This window comes from Caulobacter segnis (genome assembly GCF_029543125.1).
GTDB classification, from domain to species: Bacteria; Pseudomonadota; Alphaproteobacteria; order Caulobacterales; family Caulobacteraceae; genus Caulobacter; species Caulobacter segnis_D.
The window spans coordinates 1-22,257 of sequence record NZ_JARQWW010000005.1; the positions used below are offsets into that span (position 1 = coordinate 1).

At 68.5% G+C, this 22,257-nt stretch carries 18 protein-coding genes; 3 read left to right on the forward strand and 15 right to left on the reverse strand.

The features are described 5' to 3' along the window. Window positions 1-73: 73 nt before the first annotated feature. The 7 genes from P7B02_RS14970 to P7B02_RS15000 form a co-directional block, all read right to left on the reverse strand. Complete coding sequence (locus tag P7B02_RS14970; RefSeq protein ID WP_277787157.1) at window positions 74-778, reverse strand: glutathione S-transferase family protein; 705 nt, start codon at window positions 776-778, stop codon at window positions 74-76. A gap of 67 nt (window positions 779-845) precedes the next feature. After that, window positions 846-1,286, reverse strand: a complete 441-nt coding sequence (locus P7B02_RS14975) for an SRPBCC domain-containing protein (RefSeq protein ID WP_277787158.1) — start codon at window positions 1,284-1,286, stop codon at window positions 846-848. A 48-nt stretch (window positions 1,287-1,334) separates the two neighbouring features. Further along, the gene (gene guaA, locus P7B02_RS14980; RefSeq protein ID WP_277787159.1) at window positions 1,335-2,897 is read right to left on the reverse strand and encodes a glutamine-hydrolyzing GMP synthase; all 1,563 of its coding nucleotides are present in this window, start codon (window positions 2,895-2,897) and stop codon (window positions 1,335-1,337) included. Window positions 2,898-2,913: 16 nt separating this feature from the next. Next, window positions 2,914-4,185, reverse strand: coding sequence for an RsmB/NOP family class I SAM-dependent RNA methyltransferase (locus P7B02_RS14985; protein ID WP_277787160.1), 1,272 nt, complete (start codon window positions 4,183-4,185; stop codon window positions 2,914-2,916). Then, complete coding sequence (locus P7B02_RS14990) at window positions 4,186-4,581, reverse strand: MAPEG family protein (RefSeq protein WP_277787161.1); 396 nt, start codon at window positions 4,579-4,581, stop codon at window positions 4,186-4,188. 3 nt (window positions 4,582-4,584) lie between these two features. Beyond that, window positions 4,585-6,048, reverse strand: coding sequence for an IMP dehydrogenase (gene guaB, locus P7B02_RS14995; RefSeq protein WP_277787162.1), 1,464 nt, complete (start codon window positions 6,046-6,048; stop codon window positions 4,585-4,587). A gap of 56 nt (window positions 6,049-6,104) precedes the next feature. Then, entirely contained in the window at window positions 6,105-6,974 is an 870-nt protein-coding gene (locus P7B02_RS15000) for a LysR family transcriptional regulator (RefSeq protein WP_277787163.1), read from the reverse strand. 95 nt (window positions 6,975-7,069) lie between these two features. Here P7B02_RS15000 and P7B02_RS15005 point away from each other — a divergent pair, with 95 nt between their 5' ends. Beyond that, window positions 7,070-7,780 carry a cysteine hydrolase family protein gene (locus P7B02_RS15005; RefSeq protein ID WP_277787164.1) on the forward strand — a complete coding sequence of 237 codons (711 nt, stop codon included), beginning with the start codon at window positions 7,070-7,072 and terminating at the stop codon, window positions 7,778-7,780. Window positions 7,781-7,886: 106 nt separating this feature from the next. Here the strand turns inward: P7B02_RS15005 and P7B02_RS15010 are convergent, their stop codons facing one another. Beyond that, complete coding sequence (locus P7B02_RS15010; RefSeq protein WP_277787165.1) at window positions 7,887-8,591, reverse strand: RlmE family RNA methyltransferase; 705 nt, start codon at window positions 8,589-8,591, stop codon at window positions 7,887-7,889. After that, the gene (locus tag P7B02_RS15015; protein WP_277787166.1) at window positions 8,588-9,718 is read right to left on the reverse strand and encodes a Ppx/GppA phosphatase family protein; all 1,131 of its coding nucleotides are present in this window, start codon (window positions 9,716-9,718) and stop codon (window positions 8,588-8,590) included. The genes P7B02_RS15010 and P7B02_RS15015 overlap by 4 nt, the downstream gene beginning before the upstream one ends. Before the next feature lie 160 nt (window positions 9,719-9,878). Here P7B02_RS15015 and hspQ point away from each other — a divergent pair, with 160 nt between their 5' ends. Further along, the gene (gene hspQ / locus P7B02_RS15020) at window positions 9,879-10,208 is read left to right on the forward strand and encodes a heat shock protein HspQ (RefSeq protein ID WP_277787167.1); all 330 of its coding nucleotides are present in this window, start codon (window positions 9,879-9,881) and stop codon (window positions 10,206-10,208) included. On the opposite strand, the gene P7B02_RS15025 is transcribed toward hspQ, so the two are convergent. Continuing rightward, a complete protein-coding gene (locus P7B02_RS15025; protein ID WP_277787168.1) occupies window positions 10,198-11,409 on the reverse strand; it encodes an acyltransferase family protein in 1,212 nt (403 codons plus the stop codon). The genes hspQ and P7B02_RS15025 overlap by 11 nt on opposite strands. A gap of 176 nt (window positions 11,410-11,585) precedes the next feature. Here P7B02_RS15025 and P7B02_RS15030 point away from each other — a divergent pair, with 176 nt between their 5' ends. Further along, a complete protein-coding gene (locus P7B02_RS15030) occupies window positions 11,586-12,329 on the forward strand; it encodes a LytTR family DNA-binding domain-containing protein (RefSeq protein ID WP_277787169.1) in 744 nt (247 codons plus the stop codon). Here the strand turns inward: P7B02_RS15030 and astD are convergent. The 5 genes from astD to P7B02_RS15055 form a co-directional block, all read right to left on the reverse strand. Then, window positions 12,326-13,735 carry a succinylglutamate-semialdehyde dehydrogenase gene (astD, locus tag P7B02_RS15035; protein ID WP_277787170.1) on the reverse strand — a complete coding sequence of 470 codons (1,410 nt, stop codon included), beginning with the start codon at window positions 13,733-13,735 and terminating at the stop codon, window positions 12,326-12,328. The genes P7B02_RS15030 and astD overlap by 4 nt on opposite strands. After that, window positions 13,732-14,736, reverse strand: a complete 1,005-nt coding sequence (locus P7B02_RS15040; protein WP_277787171.1) for an arginine N-succinyltransferase — start codon at window positions 14,734-14,736, stop codon at window positions 13,732-13,734. The genes astD and P7B02_RS15040 overlap by 4 nt, the downstream gene beginning before the upstream one ends. Window positions 14,737-14,739: 3 nt before the next feature. Beyond that, complete coding sequence (locus P7B02_RS15045; RefSeq protein WP_277787172.1) at window positions 14,740-15,990, reverse strand: hydrolase; 1,251 nt, start codon at window positions 15,988-15,990, stop codon at window positions 14,740-14,742. 157 nt (window positions 15,991-16,147) lie between these two features. Further along, the gene (locus P7B02_RS15050) at window positions 16,148-20,335 is read right to left on the reverse strand and encodes a translocation/assembly module TamB domain-containing protein (RefSeq protein ID WP_277787173.1); all 4,188 of its coding nucleotides are present in this window, start codon (window positions 20,333-20,335) and stop codon (window positions 16,148-16,150) included. Next, window positions 20,332-22,122: an autotransporter assembly complex protein TamA gene (locus tag P7B02_RS15055; RefSeq protein ID WP_347276656.1), complete on the reverse strand. Its 1,791-nt coding sequence runs from the start codon at window positions 22,120-22,122 to the stop codon at window positions 20,332-20,334. The genes P7B02_RS15050 and P7B02_RS15055 overlap by 4 nt, the downstream gene beginning before the upstream one ends. Window positions 22,123-22,257: the final 135 nt, after the last annotated feature.

Sequence of the window (22,257 nt, forward strand, 5' to 3'; positions counted from 1 at the left end):
TCAAACGACCACACTCAGGCATCGCCGGCCTCACACCCTGGCAACGGGTGAACAACCTTCTTGGAAACGACACCTAGCCGGCGGACGGGATGGTCAGGCCCCGCTGAACAGCCGGGCGAGCCAGGCCGCGCTCAAGCCAGGCGGCGACGTTCTTGAAGCTGGCGAACTCCACCAGTTCGCCAGCCTCGTAGAAGCCGACCAGGTTGCGCACCCAACCCAGCATGGAGATGTCGGCGATGGTGAACTGGTCGCCCATGATCCACTGGCGGCCTTCCAGGCGCGTCTCCAGAACGCCCAGCAGGCGCTTGGACTCGGCCACGTAGCGTTGCAGCGGACGCTTGTCCTCGTACTCGCGGCCGGCGAACTTGTGGAAGAAGCCCAACTGCCCGAACATCGGGCCGATGGCCGCCATCTGGAAGAAGACCCACTGCAGGGTCTCGTATCGTCCCGCCGGATCGGCGGGGATCAGCTTGGCGGTCTTCTCGGCCAGGTAGACCAGGATCGCACCGGATTCGAACAGGGCCAGCGGCTTTCCGTCCGGACCGTCGGGATCAATGATCGCCGGAATCTTGCCGTTGGGGTTCAGGGACAGGAATTCCGGGCCCCAGGTCTCGTTCTTGCCGATGTTCACCGCATGCGGCTCGTACGGCAGGCCCAACTCCTCCAGCGCGATCGAGACCTTCACGCCGTTGGGCGTCGGCCAGGAATAGAGCTGCAGGCGCTCGGGATGCTGAGCCGGCCAGCGCTGGGTGATCGGAAACGAGGAGAGATCGGACATGGGAGGCTCCACTGTGGGAGCCACAGTTAGGCGCCCCGCATGCGCGGCGCCATGCCCGGTTCAGTCTTTATACCGACGCCGCCACCCGCGCGGCCAAGGCGCGATCCACCTCGGCATAGGCCGGAACGAAATCACGCTCGATCCGCGCTTCGCTCCACAGCATCGGCAGCAGGCCGGACAGCGCTTCGGTCTGCACCACGCGCGTCCCCTGCCCCTCCGGCGTCAGCAGGAAGCCGTGACGGCCCTTGAACAGCAGAGGCACATTCCCGGCCCAAGCCAACTCCCGCCCAGGCTCGCAGGCGACGATGCGGACGGTCTGGCCCACCGTCTTGTCCGGATCACCGGCAAGGTTGCGGAAGCGCGTGAACATCCGCGCGCCAAGGCGAGCCTCGCCCCGCGCCTCGACATTCAGCGGGTTCCATTCGGAATAGCGATCAAAGTCCGCCAGCACCGCCCACACGGCGGTCGGGCTGGCGGGGATGAAGCATTCGGTGCGGATCAACGGCATGAGAAACTCATACCGCAGTTCTCTGACGCGCCGTCTACCGAAGCCGAATTATTCCCACTCGATCGTGCCGGGGGGCTTCGAGGTGACGTCGTAGACGACGCGGTTCACGCCGCGGACCTCGTTGATGATCCGGGTGGCGATCTTGCCGAGGACGTCCCAGGGGAATTCGAAGAAGTCGGCGGTCATGCCGTCGGTGGAGGTCACCGCGCGCAGGGCCAGGACGTTCTCGTAGGTGCGGGCGTCGCCCATGACGCCGACGGTCTTCACCGGCAGCAGCACGGCGAAGGCCTGCCAGATCTTGTCGTAGAGGCCCGCCTTGCGGATCTCCTCCAGATAGATGGCGTCGGCGTCTTGCAGAACGGCCACCTTCTCCGGCGTGATCTCGCCGGGGATGCGGATCGCAAGACCCGGTCCGGGAAACGGGTGACGGCCGACGAAGTCGGGGTGCAGGCCAAGCTCGACGCCCAGGGCGCGGACCTCGTCCTTGAACAGCTCGCGCAGGGGCTCGACCAGCTTCAGCTTCATGAAGTCCGGCAGGCCGCCGACGTTGTGGTGACTCTTGATCACCGCCGAAGGGCCGCCGCGCGCCGAGACGCTTTCGACCACGTCCGGATAGAGCGTGCCCTGGGCCAGGAACTCGGCGCCTTCGATCTTGGCGGCTTCACGGTCGAAGACGTCGATGAACAGCTTGCCGATGGTCTTGCGCTTGGTCTCGGGATCCGAGACGCCGGCCAGTTCGCCCAGGAACATGTCCCCAGCGTCCACGTGGATCAGCGGGATGTTGTAATGGTCGCGGAACAGGCCGACGACCTGCTCGCTCTCGCCCTTCCGCATCAGGCCGGTGTCCACATAGACGCAGGTGAGCTGAGAGCCGATGGCCTCGTGGATCAGGACGGCCGCGACCGAGCTGTCGACGCCGCCGGACAAACCGCAGATCACCTTGCCGCCGCCCACCTGGTCGCGGATTTTCTGAACCATCTCCTGGCGGAAGGCCGCCATGGTCCAGTCGCCCTTAAGACCGGCGATGTTGTAGAGGAAGTTGCGATAGATCTTCGCGCCGTTGACGGTGTGGACCACCTCCGGGTGGAACTGCACGCCGTAGATCTTGCGGGCGTCGTCGGCGATGGCGGCGAAGGGCGCGCCCGTCGAGGTGGCGATCACCTCAAAGCCTTCCGGAATCTGGGTGACCCGGTCGCCGTGGCTCATCCAAACGGTCTCAAGCTCGCCAATCCCGGCCAGGCCGGCGAACAGCGGGCTGGTCTTGCCGATGGTCAGTTCGGCGCGGCCGAACTCACCCGCGTGACCGCCTTCGACCTTGCCGCCCAGCACGTCGCACAGCAGTTGCTCGCCATAGCAGACGCACAGCATCGGCAGGCCCAGGTCGAACAGCTTGCGGCCGATGCGGGGGCTGTCGGCCTCCAGCACGCTGGCCGGACCACCCGACAGGATGATCGCCGACGGTTTATAGTCGTCGACCAGCGCCTCGACCTTGTCGAAGGGGTGGATCTCGCAATAGACGCCAGCCTCGCGGACCCGGCGGGCGATGAGTTGGGTCACCTGGCTGCCGAAGTCGACGATCAGGACCCGCTGGTGGTTCGTCTCGGTAGTCATGCTGCGGGTTCCTTATCTAGGCGGTCTTCTCCAGCACGGCGGCGAAGAAGCCGTCGGTGCCGGCGGAGCGGGGCGTGAGGCGCACATAGCCTTGCGGCGATGCGAATTGGTCGGCGGGCGCCGGAGGCGTGGTCAGACGGAAGGCGGGATTGCGGGCCAGGAAGGCCTCGACGCGATCCTCGTCCTCCTCGGCCAGGACCGAGCAGGTGACATAGACCAGCTTGCCGCCGGTCTTCACGAAGGGGGCGGCCTGGTCCAGCACCGTGTCCTGTTCGCCCTGGCGGCGCTCCAGCGCCTCCGGCGTCAGACGCCATTTGGTGTCGGGATGGCGACGCCAGGTGCCCGAACCGGTGCAGGGCGCGTCCACGAAGACCACGTCCATCTTGCCGTCCAGGCCCTTCAGCGGATCCGCCTCGACCGGCGAGCGGATCTGCAGGTTGCGCACCCCGGCGCGCTGACCGCGGCGGATGGTGTCGGCCAGCCGGCGGGCGTCGCTGTCGTGAGCGTAGATCTGACCGGTCGAGCCCATGGCCGCGGCCAGAGCCAGGGTCTTGCCCCCGCCGCCGGCGCAGAAATCCAGGACCTGCTTGCCCTTCACCTCGCCCGCGCAGGCGGCGGCGATCTGGGAGCCGAGGTCCTGCACCTCGAACCAGCCCTTGGAGAAGGCGGGAATGGTCTCAACCGAGCCGGTTCGCTCGCTCGGGTCCGGCGCGGGAATGCGCAGGGCCGTCTCCAGCAACTCGACAGCTTCGGCGCCCAGCGGCTGCAGCGCCTTGAGCGCGCGGGCCGGGTCGGTCTTCAACGTATTGACCCGCAGGTCCACCGGCGCGCGGGCGGCCAGGGCGGCGGCTTCGTCCCCCCTGTCCTCGCCGAAAACACGGGCCAGGCTGGCCTCCAGCCAATCGGGATAGTCGCCCTTGATCGGCGCCGGGGCGTCGTCGAGGGATTTTGGCGTTTCAAGCGCGGTGCTTTCGGCCTCGGTCAAGGCGCCAGGACCGTAGGGCTCCTCGGCGCAGGCCTCGGCGATGCGGTTCAACGGCCATGACCAGGAGAAGCGCAGCGTCGCCAGGATCACGGCGCGGGCGCCGTCGTCGCCCATCATCCAGCCGAGCGAGCGCTTGCGACGCAGGGCGTCGAGCACGAGGCCGGAGACGAAGGCGCGGTCCTTGGAGCCGGCGAAGCGCGAACGCTCGCCCCAGCCCTTCAGGGCCAGCTTCACGGGCCGATGGCGCGCCTCGATCTCTTCCAGAACCTCGATCGCCGCCCCTATTCTTCCACTGTCGCGCATTCAGACGAACAGAGCCGCAAGAAGCATCAGCAGGCCGACCATCGAAATCAGCCAGACGATGCTTCGCACCACCGGGACGCCGAAGGCATAGAGCGGGATATACACCGCCCGCGCCGCCACATAAACCATCGTCCCGACAGCGCTGAGGCCGCCGGTCTTGCCCGACAGCACCACCGCCAGGAGCAGGGCGACAAAGAAGGCGAAGGTTTCGCGGAAGTTGGCGAAGGCGCGTTGCAGGCGCCCCGCCATTCCGGTCAGCGGCCGCGGTTCATCGCGCGGGCCGACATTCCACTTCAGGCCGATCTGCGGCTGGGCCGCGGCCGATCCCCAGAACAGGTGGACGAGGCCGACGATCACCGCCGCCCCCAGCATCTTCAGTTCAAGGACCGGCTCCATGGCTTAGACCGCGCTCGGATAGTTCGGCGCTTCGCGCGTGATCATCACGTCATGGACGTGGCTTTCACGCAGGCCGGCATTGGTGATCCGAACGAAGCGCGCGCGGTTCTGGAATTCCTCGACCGTCGGCGCGCCCACATAACCCATGGCGGCGCGGAGGCCGCCGACGAGCTGGTGAAGCACCGGCGCGATCGGGCCCTTGAACGGGGTCTGGCCCTCGATGCCTTCCGGCACGAGCTTGAAGCTGTCCGTCACTTCCTTCTGGAAATAGCGGTCGGCTGAACCCCGGGCCATGGCGCCCACCGAGCCCATGCCGCGGTAGCTCTTGTACGAGCGGCCCTGGTACAGGAACACCTCGCCCGGAGACTCTTCGGTGCCAGCGAACATCGAGCCCATCATGGCGGTCGAGGCGCCCGCGGCGATGGCCTTGGCCAGGTCGCCCGAGTACTTGATGCCGCCGTCGGCGATGACCGGCACGCCGGCCTCGCGGCCCGCACGGACGGCTTCCATGATCGCGGTCAGCTGGGGAACGCCGACACCCGCGACGATGCGCGTGGTGCAGATAGAGCCCGGACCGATGCCGACCTTCACCGCGTCGGCGCCGGCGTCGATCAGGGCGCGGGCGGCGTCGTAGGTGGCGATGTTGCCGGCCACGATCTGCACGCGGTTGGCTTCACGCTTCAGGCGCGACACCGCCGCGGCGACCTGGCTTGAGTGGCCGTGGGCGGTGTCGATGACGACGACGTCGACTCCGGCGTCCACCAGACCCATCGAACGCTCGAAACCCGCGTCGCCGACGGTCGAGGCGGCGCCGACGAGCAGGCGACCCTTGTCGTCCTTGGCGGCCAGCGGATGCGCCTGAGCCTTCTCGATGTCCTTCACCGTGATCAGGCCGACGGCGTGATACGCCTCGTCGACCACGATCAGGCGCTCGATCTTGTGCTTGCGCAGAAGCTCCCGCGCCTCGCGATGATCGACGCCTTCGCCCACCGTGATCAGGTTCTCACGGGTCATGAGCGCCGAGGCGGGAACGCTGGGATCACCCTCGAAACGCATGTCGCGGTTGGTCAGGATGCCGACCAGCTTGCCGCTGCCGCGCTCCACCACCGGGAAGCCCGAGATTTTGCGGCGGGCCGTGATCTCGCGGACCTCGGCCAGGGTCGTGTCAGGGTGGATGGTCAGCGGATTGATGACCATGCCGCTCTCGTACCGCTTCACCTCGCGGACGTGGTCGGCCTGCTCCTCATTGCTGAGATTGCGGTGCAGGATGCCCAGACCGCCGGCCTGCGCCATGGCGATGGCGAGGCGGCTTTCAGTGACCGTGTCCATGGCGGCGGACACGAGCGGGATGTTCAGACTGATTTCACGCGTGAACCGGGTCTCTGTCGTCACCTGGGTAGGCATGACGTCGGACGGGCCGGGTTCGAGCAAAACGTCGTCGAAGGTGAGCCCTTCGCGAATCTCCATCGGATTCTCCATTTTGCGGGCCGCGTATAACGGAACGGCCCGACGAACGGAAGGCCTCAGAAGGTCAGTCGGCGCGATTCTTGCTCAAGAGCAGCGATGACGGCGTCGGCGACCAGGCGCACCCGCCCGACCCGCGCCACATCCCGACGCATCAGCAGCCAGACTGGCTGGCTCCACGCCAGCCCCTCGGCGACGGCCAGCCTAAGACGAGCGTCTTCACCCGCCAGATAGCGCGGCAACAGGGCGACGCCGCCGCCGGCCGCCGCGGCTTCACGCTGGGCGCCCATGGTGCTGAGCCGCAGGCTGACGCCGCGCCCCGCCGCCAGCTCGGCCACCCGCCGTGCGCCGGGGGCGACCAGCTCCAACTCCTCACTGTAGCCGATGAACCGCCACTCGGCTTCGGCTGTGCGGTCCAGGTAGTCGGGCGCCGCATAGAGCCCGTAGTCGACCGTGCCGACACGGCGCGTGACGCTCTCGCCGCGAGTGGGACGACCGAAGCGCAGGGCCAGGTCTGCATCGCCGCGAGCGATGCTGATGTTGCGATCCTCGCCGACCAACTCGATCTCCAGCGCCGGGTGGCTCGCGGTCAGACGCGCCAAGGGCGCGGCGAGCATATGCTCTGCGAAACTGGCCAGGGTGCTGACGCGGACCAGACCGGTGATAGCCTCCCCCGCCTCCGCCCGACGACCGATGGCCAGGGCGGCGGCCTCCATGGCCCTCGCCTCCTCCAGCACGGCCTGACCGGCGGAGGTCAGGACATACCCCTCCGGCCGCTTCTCCAGCAGGCCCGGGGCGCCGAGGTCCTGATCGAACCGGGTCAGTCGCCGCGCGATGGTGGCGTGATTGACGCCCAGCGCCCGGGCGGCGCCGGACAGGCTGCCGGCTTCGGCCACGGCCAGGAAGACGCGAACATCCTCCCAATCCATATCTGTGCGTTTTCGATCAGACATTGCGCACACATATCGAATTTTCACACATCACGCCAGCGGGCATGATGATCGGGCATTTGGAGAACCACCCCATGTCCCTGCTCAGTCAGTTCGGCGGCTTCACCGCCGCGATCCTCGCCGCCTCCCTCAGCTTCGCCGCGGCCCAGGCCGCCGGCCCCGTGCTCATGCCCGACGGCCGCCCTGCGACGTTGAGGGACCTGCGCCCCGGCGAGCGCCCCGCCATCGACCCAAAGCGTGCCGCCCTGCTGATCATCGACGCGCAGAACGAGTATGTGGACGGCAAGCTGCCGCTCGAGGGTTTCGATCCGGCCGTCGTTCAAATTCAGGCCCTGCGCGCCTGGGCGCACGAGAACGGCGCGCTGGTGATCCACATCCGTCAGATCGCGGGCCCGACCTCGCCGATCTTCGCCGCCGGCGGTCATGGCGCGGAGATCATCGCACAGCTCACGCCGACGACGGATGAACTGGTGATCGACAAGGCCCTTCCCAACTCATTCCACGCCACCGCGCTGCAGAAGGCGCTGAAGGCGGCCGGCAAGGATCAGCTGATCGTCACCGGCTTCATGGCCCATATGTGCGTGGACGCCACCACGCGGGCGGGCTTCGACCTCGGCTATCAGAACTACGTCGTGGCCAGCGCCACCGCAGACCGCGCCCTGCCCGACCCTCTGGGCGGCGTCGTGACGGCGGCGGAGGTCAAGCGCGTCGCCCTGACGGCGCTCAACGACCGCTTCGCTTGGGTGCTGAAGGATGCGGCCGAGGTGAAGGCTTCTGCGAAGTGATTGCGTCCTTCGACTTGCCCGCTGCGCGGGCAGCTCAGGATGACGACCTCAGTGCAACAACATCGTCATGCTGAGCGGGAGCGCAGCGACCAGTCGAAGCACGCATCTACCCCTTGAACCCCGTCGCCACGAGGAAGACCTCCGAGCTGTCGCTGCGGCTCGCCTTGGGCTTGATGTTCTGGACCTTAGCGAAGCGGTGCTTCAGCTGGCCGATCACCTCGGCGGTCTCGCCGCCCTGAAACGCCTTGGCGACAAAGGCGCCGCCGGGCTTCAGGACCTTCACCGCGAAATCCGCCGCCAGTTCGATCAGAGCCACGATCCGCAGGTGGTCGGTCTCCCGGTGCCCGACCGTGTTGGGCGCCATGTCCGACAGCACCACGTCCGGCTGCCCGCCGAGCAGCTTGATCAGCAGATCGGGGCACTCCGGGTCGGTGAAATCCATCTTCAGGATCTGGGCCGGCGGCAGCGGATCGACGTCGAGCAGGTCGACGCCGACAATCTTGTCCACCCCGCGCTGCTGCGCGATCTGCAGCCATCCGCCGGGAGCGCAGCCCAGGTCGAGGACCTTCGCGCCCTTGCGGAAGAAGTGGAAGCGGTCGTCGATCTCGCTGATCTTGAAGGCCGCGCGGCTGCGATAGCCCAGCGCCCGCGCCTTGGCGGCGAACGGGTCGTTGATCTGGCGCTCGAGCCAGGCCTGCTGGGACGAGGTGCGGCCCATGGCGGTCTTCAGGCGGGCGGGCTTGCCGCGGCCGCCTTCAGCGCCGCCGGTCGGCAGCTTCACCATGCGGCGGCGGGGCGGTTCTTCGGTCATTCTGCGGCCTGGGCTGTTGAGGCGCGGCCAGCGCCGCCCCGGCGACGCCGACGGCGCGGCTTGCGGGGTTGCTGGTCGGACATGAGGGACATGAGGATGCCTTCGCGCAGGCCACGGTCGGCGACCCGGACGCTGTCGCAGGGCCATAGCTCCTGCACGGCCTGAAGGATCGCGGCGCCAGCCAGAACCAGATCGGCCCGGTCCGGCCCGATGCAGGGCTGTTGCGCACGTTCGGCGGTGGTCAAGGCCAGCAGGCGGTTCGCCGCGGCCTCACACTCGCTGCGAGTCATCCAGAGGCCGTCGACCCGGTTGCGGTCGTAACGCGGCAGATCGAGGTGCAGGCCCGCCAGGCTGGTGATCGCGCCGGAGGTGCCCACCAACTGGGCGCGCCCCGCTTCGAACACCGGGCGCAGAGCCTCAGCGTGGGGGAAGTCCGCGATCCGCTCCTTCACCGCATCGACCATGGATCGGAACCAAACGTCGCGCGGCCCCTCCTCCGGAAACTTCTCGGCCAGGGTCACGACCCCGATGGGAATGGAGACCCAGGCCTTGATGGGCAGCTTCCAGGCGGCGAACTGGCGCGGGTGGGTGTCCAGCCCCTCCCCCTTCAGATCGACCCAGGACAGCTCGGTTGAGCCGCCGCCCACGTCCACCACCAGAGCGGCCTCTGCGCTGCGGTCCAGAAGGTTCAGGCAGCCAGCGACCGAAAGCTGGGCTTCCTCGCGCGGCGTGATGATCTGCAGACGCAGGCCCGTCTCTTCCGCCACGCGGTCGACGAAGGCTTGGCCGTTGTCGGCCATGCGGCAGGCCTGGGTGGCGATGGCGCGCACGCGGACGGTGCGGCGGCGGCGGATCTTCTCGGCGCAGACCTTGAGCGCCGCCATCGACCGCTCCATGGCGGCGTCCGACAGGCGGCCGCTGGCCACCAGACCTTCGCCCAGACGCACGATGCGGGAATAGGCTTCGACCACGCGGAATCCGCCTGACGTGGGCGTGGCCACCAGAAGGCGGCAATTGTTCGTGCCAAGGTCGAGCGCGGCATAGGCCGGCGTCTCCCCCGGCGGCCTCCGGCGATGAGACGGTCCTCTCGAACGCGACTCGCCGGGCGCGCGCGGCGCCTCCGACATGGAGCAATACCTGTCTTGCAGGCGCCAGTGCCGACGCCTCGTTTCAACACCGACCTTACCATGCATCGCCGCGACAGAAAGCGGCGCTGTGCTTGCGAAGCATGACAGCGCGCCTACGTTCAGGTTTCAGTCAGGTGAAACGTGGTTGACTACAGGGATTATGAACACGCGCCTCGCCAAATTCGCGATCGGACAAGTGGTCAAGCACCGGATCTTCCCTTTCCGGGGCGTGATCTTCGACGTCGATCCCGAATTCGCCAACACCGAGGAGTGGTGGCTGGCCATCCCGCCCGAGGTGCGCCCGTCCAAGGACCAGCCGTTCTATCATCTGCTGGCCGAGAACGATCAGAACTCCTACGTGGCCTATGTTTCCGAGCAGAACCTGCTGGCGGACGAAACGGGTGAGCCGGTGACCCACCCGCAGGCTTCCGAGATCTTCGAAAGCTTCGACCACGGCATGTACAGGCTGCGCCCGCGCATCAGCCACTGAGCGCCGCGGCCGGCTCGGCCTTCCTGCGCGGCTCGGGCCGCAAGCCGAACAGCACGTCCAGAACTGGAACCCGCCGCACGATCTCGTAGGTCGCAAAACAACCGGCGAAGGTCGCCGCGATCAGGATCGCGCCCTCCAGGCCCTGCGGCAGACCCAGCTTGGCCAGGTTATGCGCCACGACCACGATCAGGGTCTGGTGGATGATGTAGAACGGAAACACCGCGAGGGTCAGGTAGCGCAGCACAGGCCCGCCCTTGGTCAGCTGCAGCGCGCCGAAGCCCAGGATCGCGGTGATGAAGCACCACTGGTCCGTGGCGTAGACGAAGCGCATCACCGTCCGCAGAGCCTCCGGCGGCGTGGCGCCGTCAGCGCGGTAGACCCAGGCATAGCTGGCGAAAACCGCCCAGCTGACGACAGCCAGCACCAGAGCGACCCAGCGCCAGCGGATGAATCCGTCTCGGATGCGGATGGACTTCGCGGTCAGGAAGCCGAACAGGAAGGCGCTGAACGACAGGGCATGATTGTACCAATCATCGACCAGCGCGTGGGTGATCTCGAACATCGGCAGCAGCCAAACGCGGATCAGGGCCAGGAACACGATCGGCAGGACCAGCAGCCACGGCCCCTTGAGCATCCCGTCCAGCTTGTCGCCCAACGGACGCAGCGTGCCGCCGCTCAGCGGCAGCAGGACGCCCAGCACCAGGGTGTAGACCAGCAGGTAGGCCGCGAACCACATGTGGTTCCAGGTCGGCGTGATCAGGCACCCGTCGGCGTCGCACCAATTTCCCGACGCCGTGGCGTACTTCAGCCAGAACGATCCATAGGGCTCCACCGCCTGCGGAACCTGCTCCACGATCTCGTAATAGGATTGCGGCGGCACGATCACGAACATGGCGAAGACCAACGGCGGCGCCAGACGCAGGACCCGCCTGGCGGTGAAGACCCCAGGCGTCAGCTTGTCGGCCATGAACCGCGTGGCGGCCCCTGAGACCAGGAAAAGCAGGGTCAGCCGCCAAGGGTTGGTCAGCATCATGACAGGCTCGAGCGCCTCAACCGGATGCGGGGTCTTCACGTGCCAATCCCAAGGCACGTAGAACATCCCGACGTGATACAGAATCAGCAGGAAGAAGGCGCACACCCGGATCCAGTCGAGGTCCGCGCGGCGCCGAAGGTCTTCTTGGCGTGGGGTCGGGGTCGTCATCTCAAGTGTCCGGGTCTGAGCAGCAGTCGGCTGAACAAGCCGCGATCCCCTCTCGGGCGAAACCGCCGAGGGACGAGCGGCCGTCTGCGCGGCGTGATCGGCGTGAGGAAACACCCGTCTGCGGGACAAGCGGCGGCTTCTGGGGGCTGACCGGCGACGACAAACGCAACCTGCTGATGGGTTGGCTGATCGCTGCGGCGATCATCTGGACCACCACCACGGTCAACGTCCTCTCCACCGTGGACGACCACAAGATCGACCTGATCTGGCCGGCGATCTGGGAATACACCAGCGCGGTCAGCAACATGATCGCCACCCTGGCGCCCTGGGCCGCCGTGCGCTGGTCGACGATGCGCGGCCGGACCTGGCCGCAACTGCTCGCGGTCCACGCGGTCGGGCTTCTGGCCTACTCGATCCCGCACGTGACCATGTTCGTCGCCATGCGCGAGGCGATCTACGCCGCACTCGGCCGTGACTACGAATTCGGCCCTTTGACGCGGTTCATCTACGAATTCCGCAAGGACATCATCGGCTACGCCATCCTGAGCGCGGTGTTCTGGGGCGTGATGCTTCTGCGCCGGCCGTCAGTTGCTGCGACATCGACCACGACTTTCGACATTCTCGACGGCTCGCGGCTGCTGCGCGTGGAGACCCGCGACATTCTCGCGGTCACCGCCGCCGGCAACTATGCCGAGTTCATCCTGGCGGACGGGCGTCGCCCCCTGATGCGCAGTTCGCTCGCCGCGCTGGAGGAGAAGCTCGGCTTCGTCCGCACACACCGCTCATGGCTGGTGAACCCGGCGCGCGTCACCGGCCTGCGCCCTGACGGCTCTGGCGACTACACCATCGAGATGGGCGCGGTGGAAGCTCCTCTCTCCCGCCGCTTCCCGGAAGCGACGGCGAAGCTGCGCGGCGGCTAGGGCCGCAGACCCTTGATCTCCCCAACCACGTCGGCGACCTGAACCGCCTCGAAACTGGCCACCGGATAGGCGCAGTAGTCGGCGGCGTAGTAGGCGCTGGGGCGGTGATTGCCGGATGCGCCAAGGCCGCCGAAAGGCGCGGCCCCGGCCGCCCCGGTGGTCGGGCGGTTCCAATTGGCGACGCCAGCGCGGATGCGCTTCTGGAAATGCTCCCAGCGGGCCGGATCGTCGCTGATCAGCCCGGCGGAGAGGCCATAACGCGTGTCGTTGGCGTGATGCAGAGCTTCATCGAAGGTCGCCACACGGCGGACCTGCAGGATCGGCGCGAAGATCTCCTCGTCCGCGATCTCGACGCCCGTCACATCGACGATGCTGGGCGCAATGAAGGCGTCGCTTCGCGCCTCCAGCTTTCCGGTGGCCCGAATGACCTCGCCGCCCATGCGGCTGGCGGCGGCCCGAGCGGCGTCAGCGGCGCGGGCGGAGATCAGCGGCCCCATGAACGGCTCGTCCGCATCGTCCCAGGCGCCGATGCGCAGGCGCTCGGTCAGGGCCAGAACAGCCTCCACCACCGCGTCCCCCGCCGCGCCTTGCGGCACGATCAGGCGGCGGGTGCAGGAGCAGCGCTGCCCCGTGGTGACGAAGGCGGACTGGATGACATGGCCGGCGACAGCCTCAGCATTCGCCGCGTCCCATACGACCAGCGGATTGTTGCCGCCCAGCTCCAGGGCCAGGATCACGTCCGGCCGGTCGGCGAACACCCGGCGGAAATGCGCGCCAGCTTTAGCGGAGCCGGTGAACAGCAGGCCGTCGATCTCCTGCTCGATCAGGGTCTGGCCCGTCTCGCGCCCGCCCTGGACCAGATTGACCACGCCCTCGGGCATGTCGGCGGCGTGCAGCGCCTCGACCAGCAGTTGCCCGGCCAGCGGCGTCTCCTCCGACGGCTTGAACACCACCGTGTCCCCGGCCAGCAGGGCCGGCACGATGTGGCCGTTGGGCAGGTGGCCGGGGAAGTTGAACGGGCCCAGCACCGCCATCACCCCATGCGGCCGGTGACGCAGCACCGCGCGGCCGAAGGGCATGGCGTTCTCGCGCTCCCCCGTCCGCTCGTCATAGGCGGTGATGGAGATGTCGACCTTGGCGAGCATGGAGCCCAGTTCGGCTTTGGTCTCCCACAGGGCCTTGCCCGTCTCCCGCGACAGGGCCTCGGCGAAAGCGTCCTTGCGGGCTTCGAGCGCGGCCTTGTAGCGGCGCAGGGCGGCGATGCGCTCGGCGCGCGGCAGGTCCGCCCAGGGCTGGAACGCCTTGCGCGCCTTGGCGACGGCGGCGGCGACCTCCGCCGGTGAAGCTGCGGCGCCTTCCCAGACGACCGCCCCGGTCGCCGGATCAATGGACTGGAACGTGGTCATGCCTTCACCCGCACATTGTCGCCTTGCCGCACGCCCAGGGCGTCCATAGCCTCTCGCGACAGAACGGCCCGGCCGCCGTCGATCAGCACCGGCGCGCGCACCGCGCGGAAGCCGTCGATGCGGCTTGTGGAGATCAGCGCCTCTTCGCCGAAATCGTCGTCACCCGCGGCGGCCTTGAGCACCCTGGCCTCGCGCACCGTGCGGATGTCATCGCGCGGGGCGGAGACCGTCGGCCCGGCGTCGAACAGATCGACCAGCCCCTGGTAGCGGAAGCCCTCACGCTCCAGCATGGCCCTGGCCGCCTCGCCCTCCCGATGGACGCGGCCCACGGCTTCGCACGCGGCCCGGGGCAGCAGCTCGGTATAGATCGGATGCCTCGGCGAGAGGTCGAGGATGAACTGCCCGTTGGTGGAGGCGCTCATCAGGTCGGCCTGATCAAACGGCAGGCGGAAGAACCGCGCCGACACGTGGTCCCAGAACGGACACGCCCCATCCTCGTCGAACCAGCCGCGCAGTTCGGCCAGAACCATCTCGGCGAACTTCTGCGGCTCGGCGCCGATCAGCATGTAGCGCGATTGCGCCAGCAGCCGCCCCGCCCCGCCCTTCCGCCGCTCCGGGCGCAGGAACAAGGAGCCGACCTCCGACCAGCCGGCGCACTCGTTCACCAGCACCAGGGCCTTGTGGTCGAAACGCATCTCCAGCGTCGGCGACGATTGGGCCAGGGTCACGACCCGGAAGGAGAAGAACGGCCGCTTCAGGCCCACCGCCGCCTTCACCCCCGCAACCCCTTCCACCTGGCCGGTGTCGGTCTCCTCCAGCATCAGGGTGTACCAGGCCTCCACCGGGGCTACGCCGCCGTCGAAGCTGGCCTTGGACAGGTCCAGGCGCTCACGCAGGGTCGGTTCGTCCTCAGGCAGGCTGGTGAAGCCGCGCCCGGACAGCACGGCCAGCTCCATCAGGGACTCGTAGTCGGAAGGCCCGGCAGGCCGCACCACCAGCATCCGTCAAACTCCGTCGCGCATGGCCGCGCGGATGGCGGGGCCGTCGATCTCGCCTTGGGCGAGCTTCATCAGGATCAGGGCCGAAAGCTGCGCGCGCTCCACGAAGCTGTCGGGCCAGGCGAATTCGTTCTCGCTGTGGATGTCGCCGCCTCGCACCCCGAGCGTGTCCACATTGGGCAGGCCCGAGGCGAACAGGTTGTTGCCCTCGCACACTCCGCCGGACGGCTTCCAGGCGATCTCCTGGCCCAGCAGGGCGCCGGTCTCGCGCACGGCCTCGAACAAGCGCGACTGCGCGCCGTTCATTGGCTTGGCCGGACGCGTGAAACCGCCGTGCAGGTGAACATGCAGGCCATCACCCTCTCCGGCCTTCAAAGCCTCGCCGATGGCGGCCTCCGCCCAGGCGCCGGCCTCGGCGTCGGGGAAGCGGACGTTGAAGCGGACCACCGCCACGTCCGGCACCATGTTCAGGGGCGAACCGCCGTCGATCTTGGCGACATTGACCGTCACGCCGTCACGCTCGCCGTTCAGGGCGTCCAGCGCCCCGGCGATGCGGGCCGCGGCGGTGATGGCGTTGCGGCCCAGGGCGAAGTCACGCCCGGCATGGGCGGCGCGCCCATGGATGACCACGTGGAAATTGCCCGAGCCCTTCCGTGCTCCCGCCAGAGCGCCATCGGACATGGCCGGCTCATAGGTCATGCCCACGTGCCCGAGCGCCGCGAACTCGGCTAGGACGGGAGCCGAAGCCAGTGAGCCGATCTCTTCATCCGGCGACAGCAGGACGCGGTAACCCAGGTTGGGGGCGGCGGGATGGGCCTCCAAGGCCTCAAGCGCGGCCAGCATGACGCTGATGCCGCCCTTCATGTCGGCGATGCCGGGGCCATGCAGGGCGCCGTCCGGTCGCGTGGCGACCGTCTGGAACGGCGAGCCTTCCGGATAGACGGTGTCGTAGTGGCCGGTGAGGATCACCTGCACCGGCGCCTCCGGCCGCACGATCACGGCGATGGCGGCGGGATGACCCTGTTGGCGCAATCCGCCGTCAGCGCCGACATCCGACGACGCGGCCAAGGGTATGTCCACGGGAGCGGTGGGCAGAGCCGAGAAGGCGTCCATCAACAACGCCCTCTGCCGCTCCAGTCCGCTCAGATGCCGACTGCCGGAATTGATGGCGCACCACTCCACCGCGCGGCCGACGATCTCGCGGCCTCGGTCGGCGATGGAATCCAGAACGCGCTGTTCGTCGGACGACAAACGCATGCGGAACCTTGCAACGCCATTGCCGCGGACCAGGTCGACGCGTGTTGCACAAGGCGACGCCCGGAATGGCGCAAGACGAAACGTCGCCGACTCGTGAACCCTAGCCTGCCCCGAACGGGCGGTCGACCCCGCGCCAGCGCGCAGCCGCTGTGCGAAATCAGTAGTCCTTGCGCCAGCGGACCGAGAGCCTGTTGTCGCCTTGGCTGCTGAGACGCGAGACCAGCGCCAGCGCCCGGCGGACCCGCCATTCCACCTGCGCCGCCGGACCGTCGCGGCCGCCGCCGATCAGCTCCAGATAGACGTCGTCGGTGATGTACTTGCCGCCCGCCACGGTCATGCCCGCCGCGTCCCCGGCGAAGGACAGCCGGTCCAGACCCGCCAGATTGCGCAAGCCGCCGATGACGTCGAAGCCGCCCCCGCCAGAAAGGGCCGCCAGGGCCGAAGCCAACTGAGCGGCTTCCAACGGCGACAGCTGCGAAGCCGAGGCGCCGAACAGAACCTGCGACAGCACCTCATCGTTCGGCAGCTCGGGCGTGGACGTCAGTGTGATCTCCGGCTTTGCGGCCGTGCCCAGGATGCGGACCACCGCCGTCAGGGTCGGATCCTCGCGCGTCGCCGACAGGTCGAGCCGGATGCGCTCGGGCGAGTTGGCCAGATAGACAACCCCGCGCGTGTCGAACTCGAACCGCTTGCCGGCGAAGTCGTAGTCGCCGCGCACCACGCGCGCCGTCCCCGTCAGGTCCGGCCGGTTGCTGAAGCCGCCGATGTGAGCGTCCAGAGACAGCTCCACGTCGAGACCACGGCCACGCACGAACACACGCCTCGGCGCCTTCAAGGTCACGTCGAGCGCGAAGCCCGGCGCGCTGCGCCGCACCTGCAGATCACGGCTGTCGGCGCGCGGCTTGTTGCGTTCCACCACCTCGATCGTCGGCACGCTGGGCGGGGTCACCGTGTCGGCGGAGATCTCACCCTCATCAATGGTCAGGGCGCCCGCCAGGCGCACCTTGCCGTCCGCGCCGCGCTCCACCGTCGCCTCGCCGCTGGCGGTGGCGGTGGCCAAGTCATTGTCGATCAGGCGGAAGCGCTTCAACGCCAGGCGGAAGCTGGACGCCGCATCGCGCCGCAGGTCGAGGCGTCCGCCGCCCGAGATGGAGCCCCCGCGTCCGTCCGCCGCCGAGGCCTCGCTGACGTCGATGGCGTTGTCGGCCAGATTGGCCCTCAAGGTCACGTTCTGCAGCTTCAGCCCGGTGGGGCCGTCGTCGAAGGCGCCGCCGGTCATGGCCGCGTCGCCCACCAGGCGCGGATCAGCCAGGGTCCCGCCCAACGTGCCCTTCACATCCACCTTGCCGGCCACGGTCCGCTCTCCGCCGATCAGCAGATCCCACAGGGACTTGATCTCGCCCTGGGCGGCGAAGTTGCCACGCACGGGCTTTTGACGGTTCACCGCCAGACGCAGCGGCTTGGCCGAAGCGTCCACGGGCAGGACCAGTTCGGCGTTCGAACGCAGACCTTGCTGGTTCGCGGCGGCGGCCTGAACCACGAGTTGGTCCCCGCGCAGGTTGGCCTTCACCTGGCCGTCTATGCCGACGCGCGCTGGCGCCCCGCGCTGGCGGGCGCCGCGCAGATTGGCGTCCACATCGCCGCTGAGATTGTCGCCCTGCCCCTGCAGGAAGACGCGCGCGTCCACCTCTCCGGCCAGATCTTCGTTGAGCGTGCCGAGGCTGACGGAGGTCAGCACCGCCTTCAGCTCCGCGCCGGCGTCGGACAAGGTCCCGTCGACATCGGCGCGGCCGCCGCCCACGGACAGGCGCAGACGCGCCGTCTGGCGCGGTCCGCCGAAGCGGAACTGCGCGGTCTCCAAGGTTCGGACCTCGCCCCGCCCCAAGCGGCCGCCGCCGTCGAACGCCAGGCCGTAGCCGTCCTGAATCTCCGAGAAAACGCCGGAGCCGTTGATGGTCCAGCGGCCTGGCCGCGCGTCGCCATTGGCCACAACGGTGAAGGGCAGCCGCTCCAGCGGTCCGTCCGCCTGAATCTCGGCACGACGCAGCCATACGTCCGAACCCTTGGGCACGGCGTTGTCAGCCTTGAGGTTGAGCTTGGCCCGCGCCCCACCGGCGCTGTCCGTGACGAGGGCCGTGCCGCTGATCGTCCCTTCCTGGAGCAGAGCCCCGGGACCAATCGCGACGGTCAGGTCCGCAGAGGCTGGCATGCCGCTGCGAAGAGACAAGGCGCCCTGGGCCTTCACCCCGGCCGCGTCGGCGTCGAGACCACTGAACTCCATGCCTCCTGGCGCGAAGCTGAAGTTCGACTTCGCTCGCGCGGGCCCATACTCGCTGTTCGCCGTGATCGCTATCGCGCCGTCAGTGTCGTTGGCGCCGCGGGCGAAGGTCAGGACCACCCGTGCCTCAGTCAGCTTCAGACGGGGAAGGTCGATGCTCTCGAAGTCCGCCGTCAGGTCCGCCTTGGGCTGCGACAGGCTGCCGGTGATGGCCCCGGCGCCCTTGGCCTTGCCGGCAAGCTCCAACGGCCCGACGCGGAAGGGACCGTTCGCCCCCCAATCGAGCTTGAGCTGCAGCGCGCCCGCTGGGCCGATCAGACCGCCGGCCGAGGCGTTGGCCGCCACGCCGGTCAGCTTGGATTCACCCACGGCCACGCGGCCGCCGGAGTAGCTGCCCTTCATGGTGAAACGCGGATCGGCTCCCAGCAGGCGGTCGAGCTCGCCAAAGCCGGCGGCGAAGTCCGCGCCTTTTGCGTCGACGGTGAAGACCCACGGCTTGCCGCCCGAGGCTTGCGACGCCGACCACTTGGCGTTCACCCGGCCAGAGGCGTTAGGGCGCGCAGCCGCAAGGTTGGTCACCTCGGCGTCGCCCTTGAACGACAGGCCGCCCAGCAGGCTGCGCTGCCCCTCGCCGTCCACCTTGATCCCCGCCCCGTCGATCCGCACGCGGCGAATCAACAGGCGGCCGTCGGCCAGACGCGCGCCCTCGAACTTGGCGGTCGGACGAGCCCCCATCAGCGTCGGGATAAGACCGGCTCCCCTACCGCCGGAGCCCTTCAGATCGGCATCGACCGTGAACTCGCCACGCTCGCGCGCCAGGGACAACGGCCCCTCGATGCGCGCCAGTGTCAGGCCCAGCAGCGAACCGCCCTCGGCCACGGCGTCGCCGTCCAGCGACCAGGCCTTGGTGTCGCCTCGCAGCCGTCCGACATAGCGCGTGCGGCCCAGCTCCGGCGCTGGCGTGATGCGCGACATGTCCTGGACATCCAGATTGACCTCGACGCCGTCGCGGTCGGTCATGCGCTTGCCGATATCCGCGCCGCCGTTCAGCGACAGGCGCAGGTTCTCCGCCTCCAGCCGGCCGTCCAGATCATAGAAACCGTCGGCGGCCTTGCGCCCGGCGATGGCGAAGGAAGCGGTCGGTCCGAACATGCGGACCACCTGGCCCAGCAAACGCGAAGACGACAGCACCGCCCGCCCCTCGGCGCGGCCGCCCTGCGGATTCCACGCGCCTTGGGCGGATAGCGGCGTCTCGTTCCCGGACCGCGCGACCACGTCGAAGCGGCCCTGGCGCATGGCGCCGCTGGCCTTGGCGTCCAGGAAGAAGGCCCGATCCGCCGGCAGCCCCAGAGCCCCGGCGATGGCGCCGCCGGCGGATTCATTCGCCTGGGCGTCCACCAGAAGGGTGTCCTTGGCGCCGAGATCGAAACGCGCCCTCAGGAAATCACCCTGGTGAAGCTGGCTGCGCGCCTGGATAGAGCCCCGGCGGTCGCCCGCGCGCTCGATCTCAAGATCCCCCGAAACGTCATAGAGGCCCCGCGTCTGACTGAAGGCCGGCAGGGTCTCCAACCGGAAAGCGAGAGAGTCGATGTCGAAGGACACCGGCAGGCCCTTGCTGGGCTGGCCGCTCTTGGGGCTCAGGGTCGGGCGACGGATGACCGTGACCTGCTCCGCCGTGATCCGCTCGGCCTTGAACCGCCGCACGAACAGGGCGGGATAGGTCCAGTCGACGCCGACATTGCGCGCCTCCAGCCACGGCCCCTTGTCATCGACGATGGCGAGCCGGCGGACCGTGAAGCTTTTCCAGATATCCCCCTGAAGTCCCTCGATCTTCAGGCGACCGACGCGGCCAAGCTTCAGGCCGTTGGCGCGCGCCTCGATGAACATGCGGCCGGGTTCGCTGACCACACCGTAGCGCACGACAAGGCTGGCCGTGGCGGCCAGGACCACGACCACGACGGCGACGACCATCGCCCAGAAGGCCGGGCTGCGGCCGACCTTCTTCGCGGCCTCCACGACCTCGGCGACGACTTCCTCGGACGGCGGTGTGGGCGGTGCGTCGGTCAAAAGCTCTGCCCGATGCTGAGGTAAACTTGGAAGGAGGGATCGCCCTCCCGCTTGTCCAGCGGAACGGCGATGTCCGCGCGGATCGGCCCGAAGCCGAGGTCGTAACGGATGCCCACCCCGGCGCCGGCGCTGAAGTCGCGCGTCTTGGGAAACTCATTGGTCCCGACGGCGCCGGCGTCGATAAACGCCACCGCACCCCACGGACCGGTGATCTTCTGGCGGACCTCGAAGGACGCCTCCAGCAGGGAGAGACCGCCCTGGGGCGTGTTGTCCGACAATCGCGGGCCAACGCCCTGGAAGGCGTAGCCGCGGATCGAACCGCCGCCGCCCGCGAAGAAGCGCCGCGAACCCGGCACCGACGGAATGCGGCCGCCGACGATCAGGCCCGCCTTCGCCCGCCCGGCCAGAACCGTCTTCTCCTGCTTGGAGATCGGCAGATAGCCGGTCACCTGCGCCTGGGTCTTCAGATAGGTGATGCTGTCATCGCCGGTGACGAAGGTCGGCTCGCCACGCACCTCCACCCGCCAGCCGCGCCTGGGGTCGAGCGGATCATCCGAGGCGTCCCAGTTCAGGGCCGCCAGGGTGGTCAGGGTCAGCAGGTTGCGCTCCTGCCCCACCACGAAGCCGTTCACGTCCGTCTTGTCGGCGATCTGGCTGGCGTCCACCGCGGCGCCGACCGTCAAGAAGGAGATGCGGCCGAACCGCCGCGTGATGTCCGAGCGCACGCCGACGCCGGTGTCCTCGTAAGCGTCCGTATCCTCATGGAACACGGCGCCGCCGACCTTCAGGGTGCGTTGCGGCTTGCGCCAGTGGGGCAAGGAGACTTCGGCGTCCAGCCGCTGCTCCAGCTCCGCCAGGCGGCCAGTGATGCGCAGGGTGTCGCCCCGGCCAAAGCGGTTGTAACGCGTCCAGCGCCCGTCCAGGCCCGCGCCTTCAGTGGTGGAGAAACCAGCGCCCAGCTCAATGGTGCGGCGCGCGCGGTCGGCGACGCTGACCACCACCGGCCGCAGACCATCCGCCGTCTTGGCGTCCGCCGGCGACAGAGCGACGGTCACGGAATCATAGACGGCGGTGTCCCGCAGGCGGCGTTCGAGCTCAGCCACGTCCTCGGGGTCATAGACGTCGCCCGGCTTCCATGGCGCGAGGTTCCGGATCCACCAGAGCTTGGTGCGCCCCTCGCTGCTCAGATCCAGGCCGCCCAGCAGGACCAGCTCGCCCGCATCGATCCGGAAGTCCGGCCGCACCGTATGGTCGGCGTGATCGACGATCACTTCGCGGGGCTGGGCCTGGGCGTCAGCGTAGCCGCGCTTCTGGATGGTCGCGAGGATGCGCCCCTCCGCCCCAAGAACGTCAGCCGATCGGCCAGGCGCGCCGGCCCCAAGACCCATGGCCTTTTCAGCCGCCGTCGCCACGTCGTCGGCCGGCGGGGTCTCGACCCAGGTGATCTTGGGATCGGCAAAGGTGAAGCGCTGGCCGGGCGTGATGCGGACAAGCGGCGCCAGACGGTCGCCTTCAGCCAGGTCGGCCTCGACATCGTGACCGTAATAGCCCTCGGATCTCAGGACGGAGATGGCGTTCTCGCCAGCGTCACGCGCCCGGCGGCGAGCCTCGAATCGGCTGGCCGGCGGGGTGTCGGCCCGGCCCACGGCGGTGACGATCGCTTCGCGGAGGGCTCGATCCTCCACACCTTCAATCGCGGCGCGCGGCTCGTCGGCTCGGGCGCCCGTGAAAGCAGCTGCATTCAGCGCGGCGCCGGCGGCGGCCAGGGCGAAGACGGTTCGTCCCAAGCAAATCCTTCCTGTCTCGCCCCGACCCGGGTGTAGCGACGCGAAAGCGGGCTGTCACGCCCCTCGTCATGCTTGATCGCAAGAGCGAACGGCGCCCAATTCGCAGGCAATCCGTTTGAGCCCTGAGCGGGGATT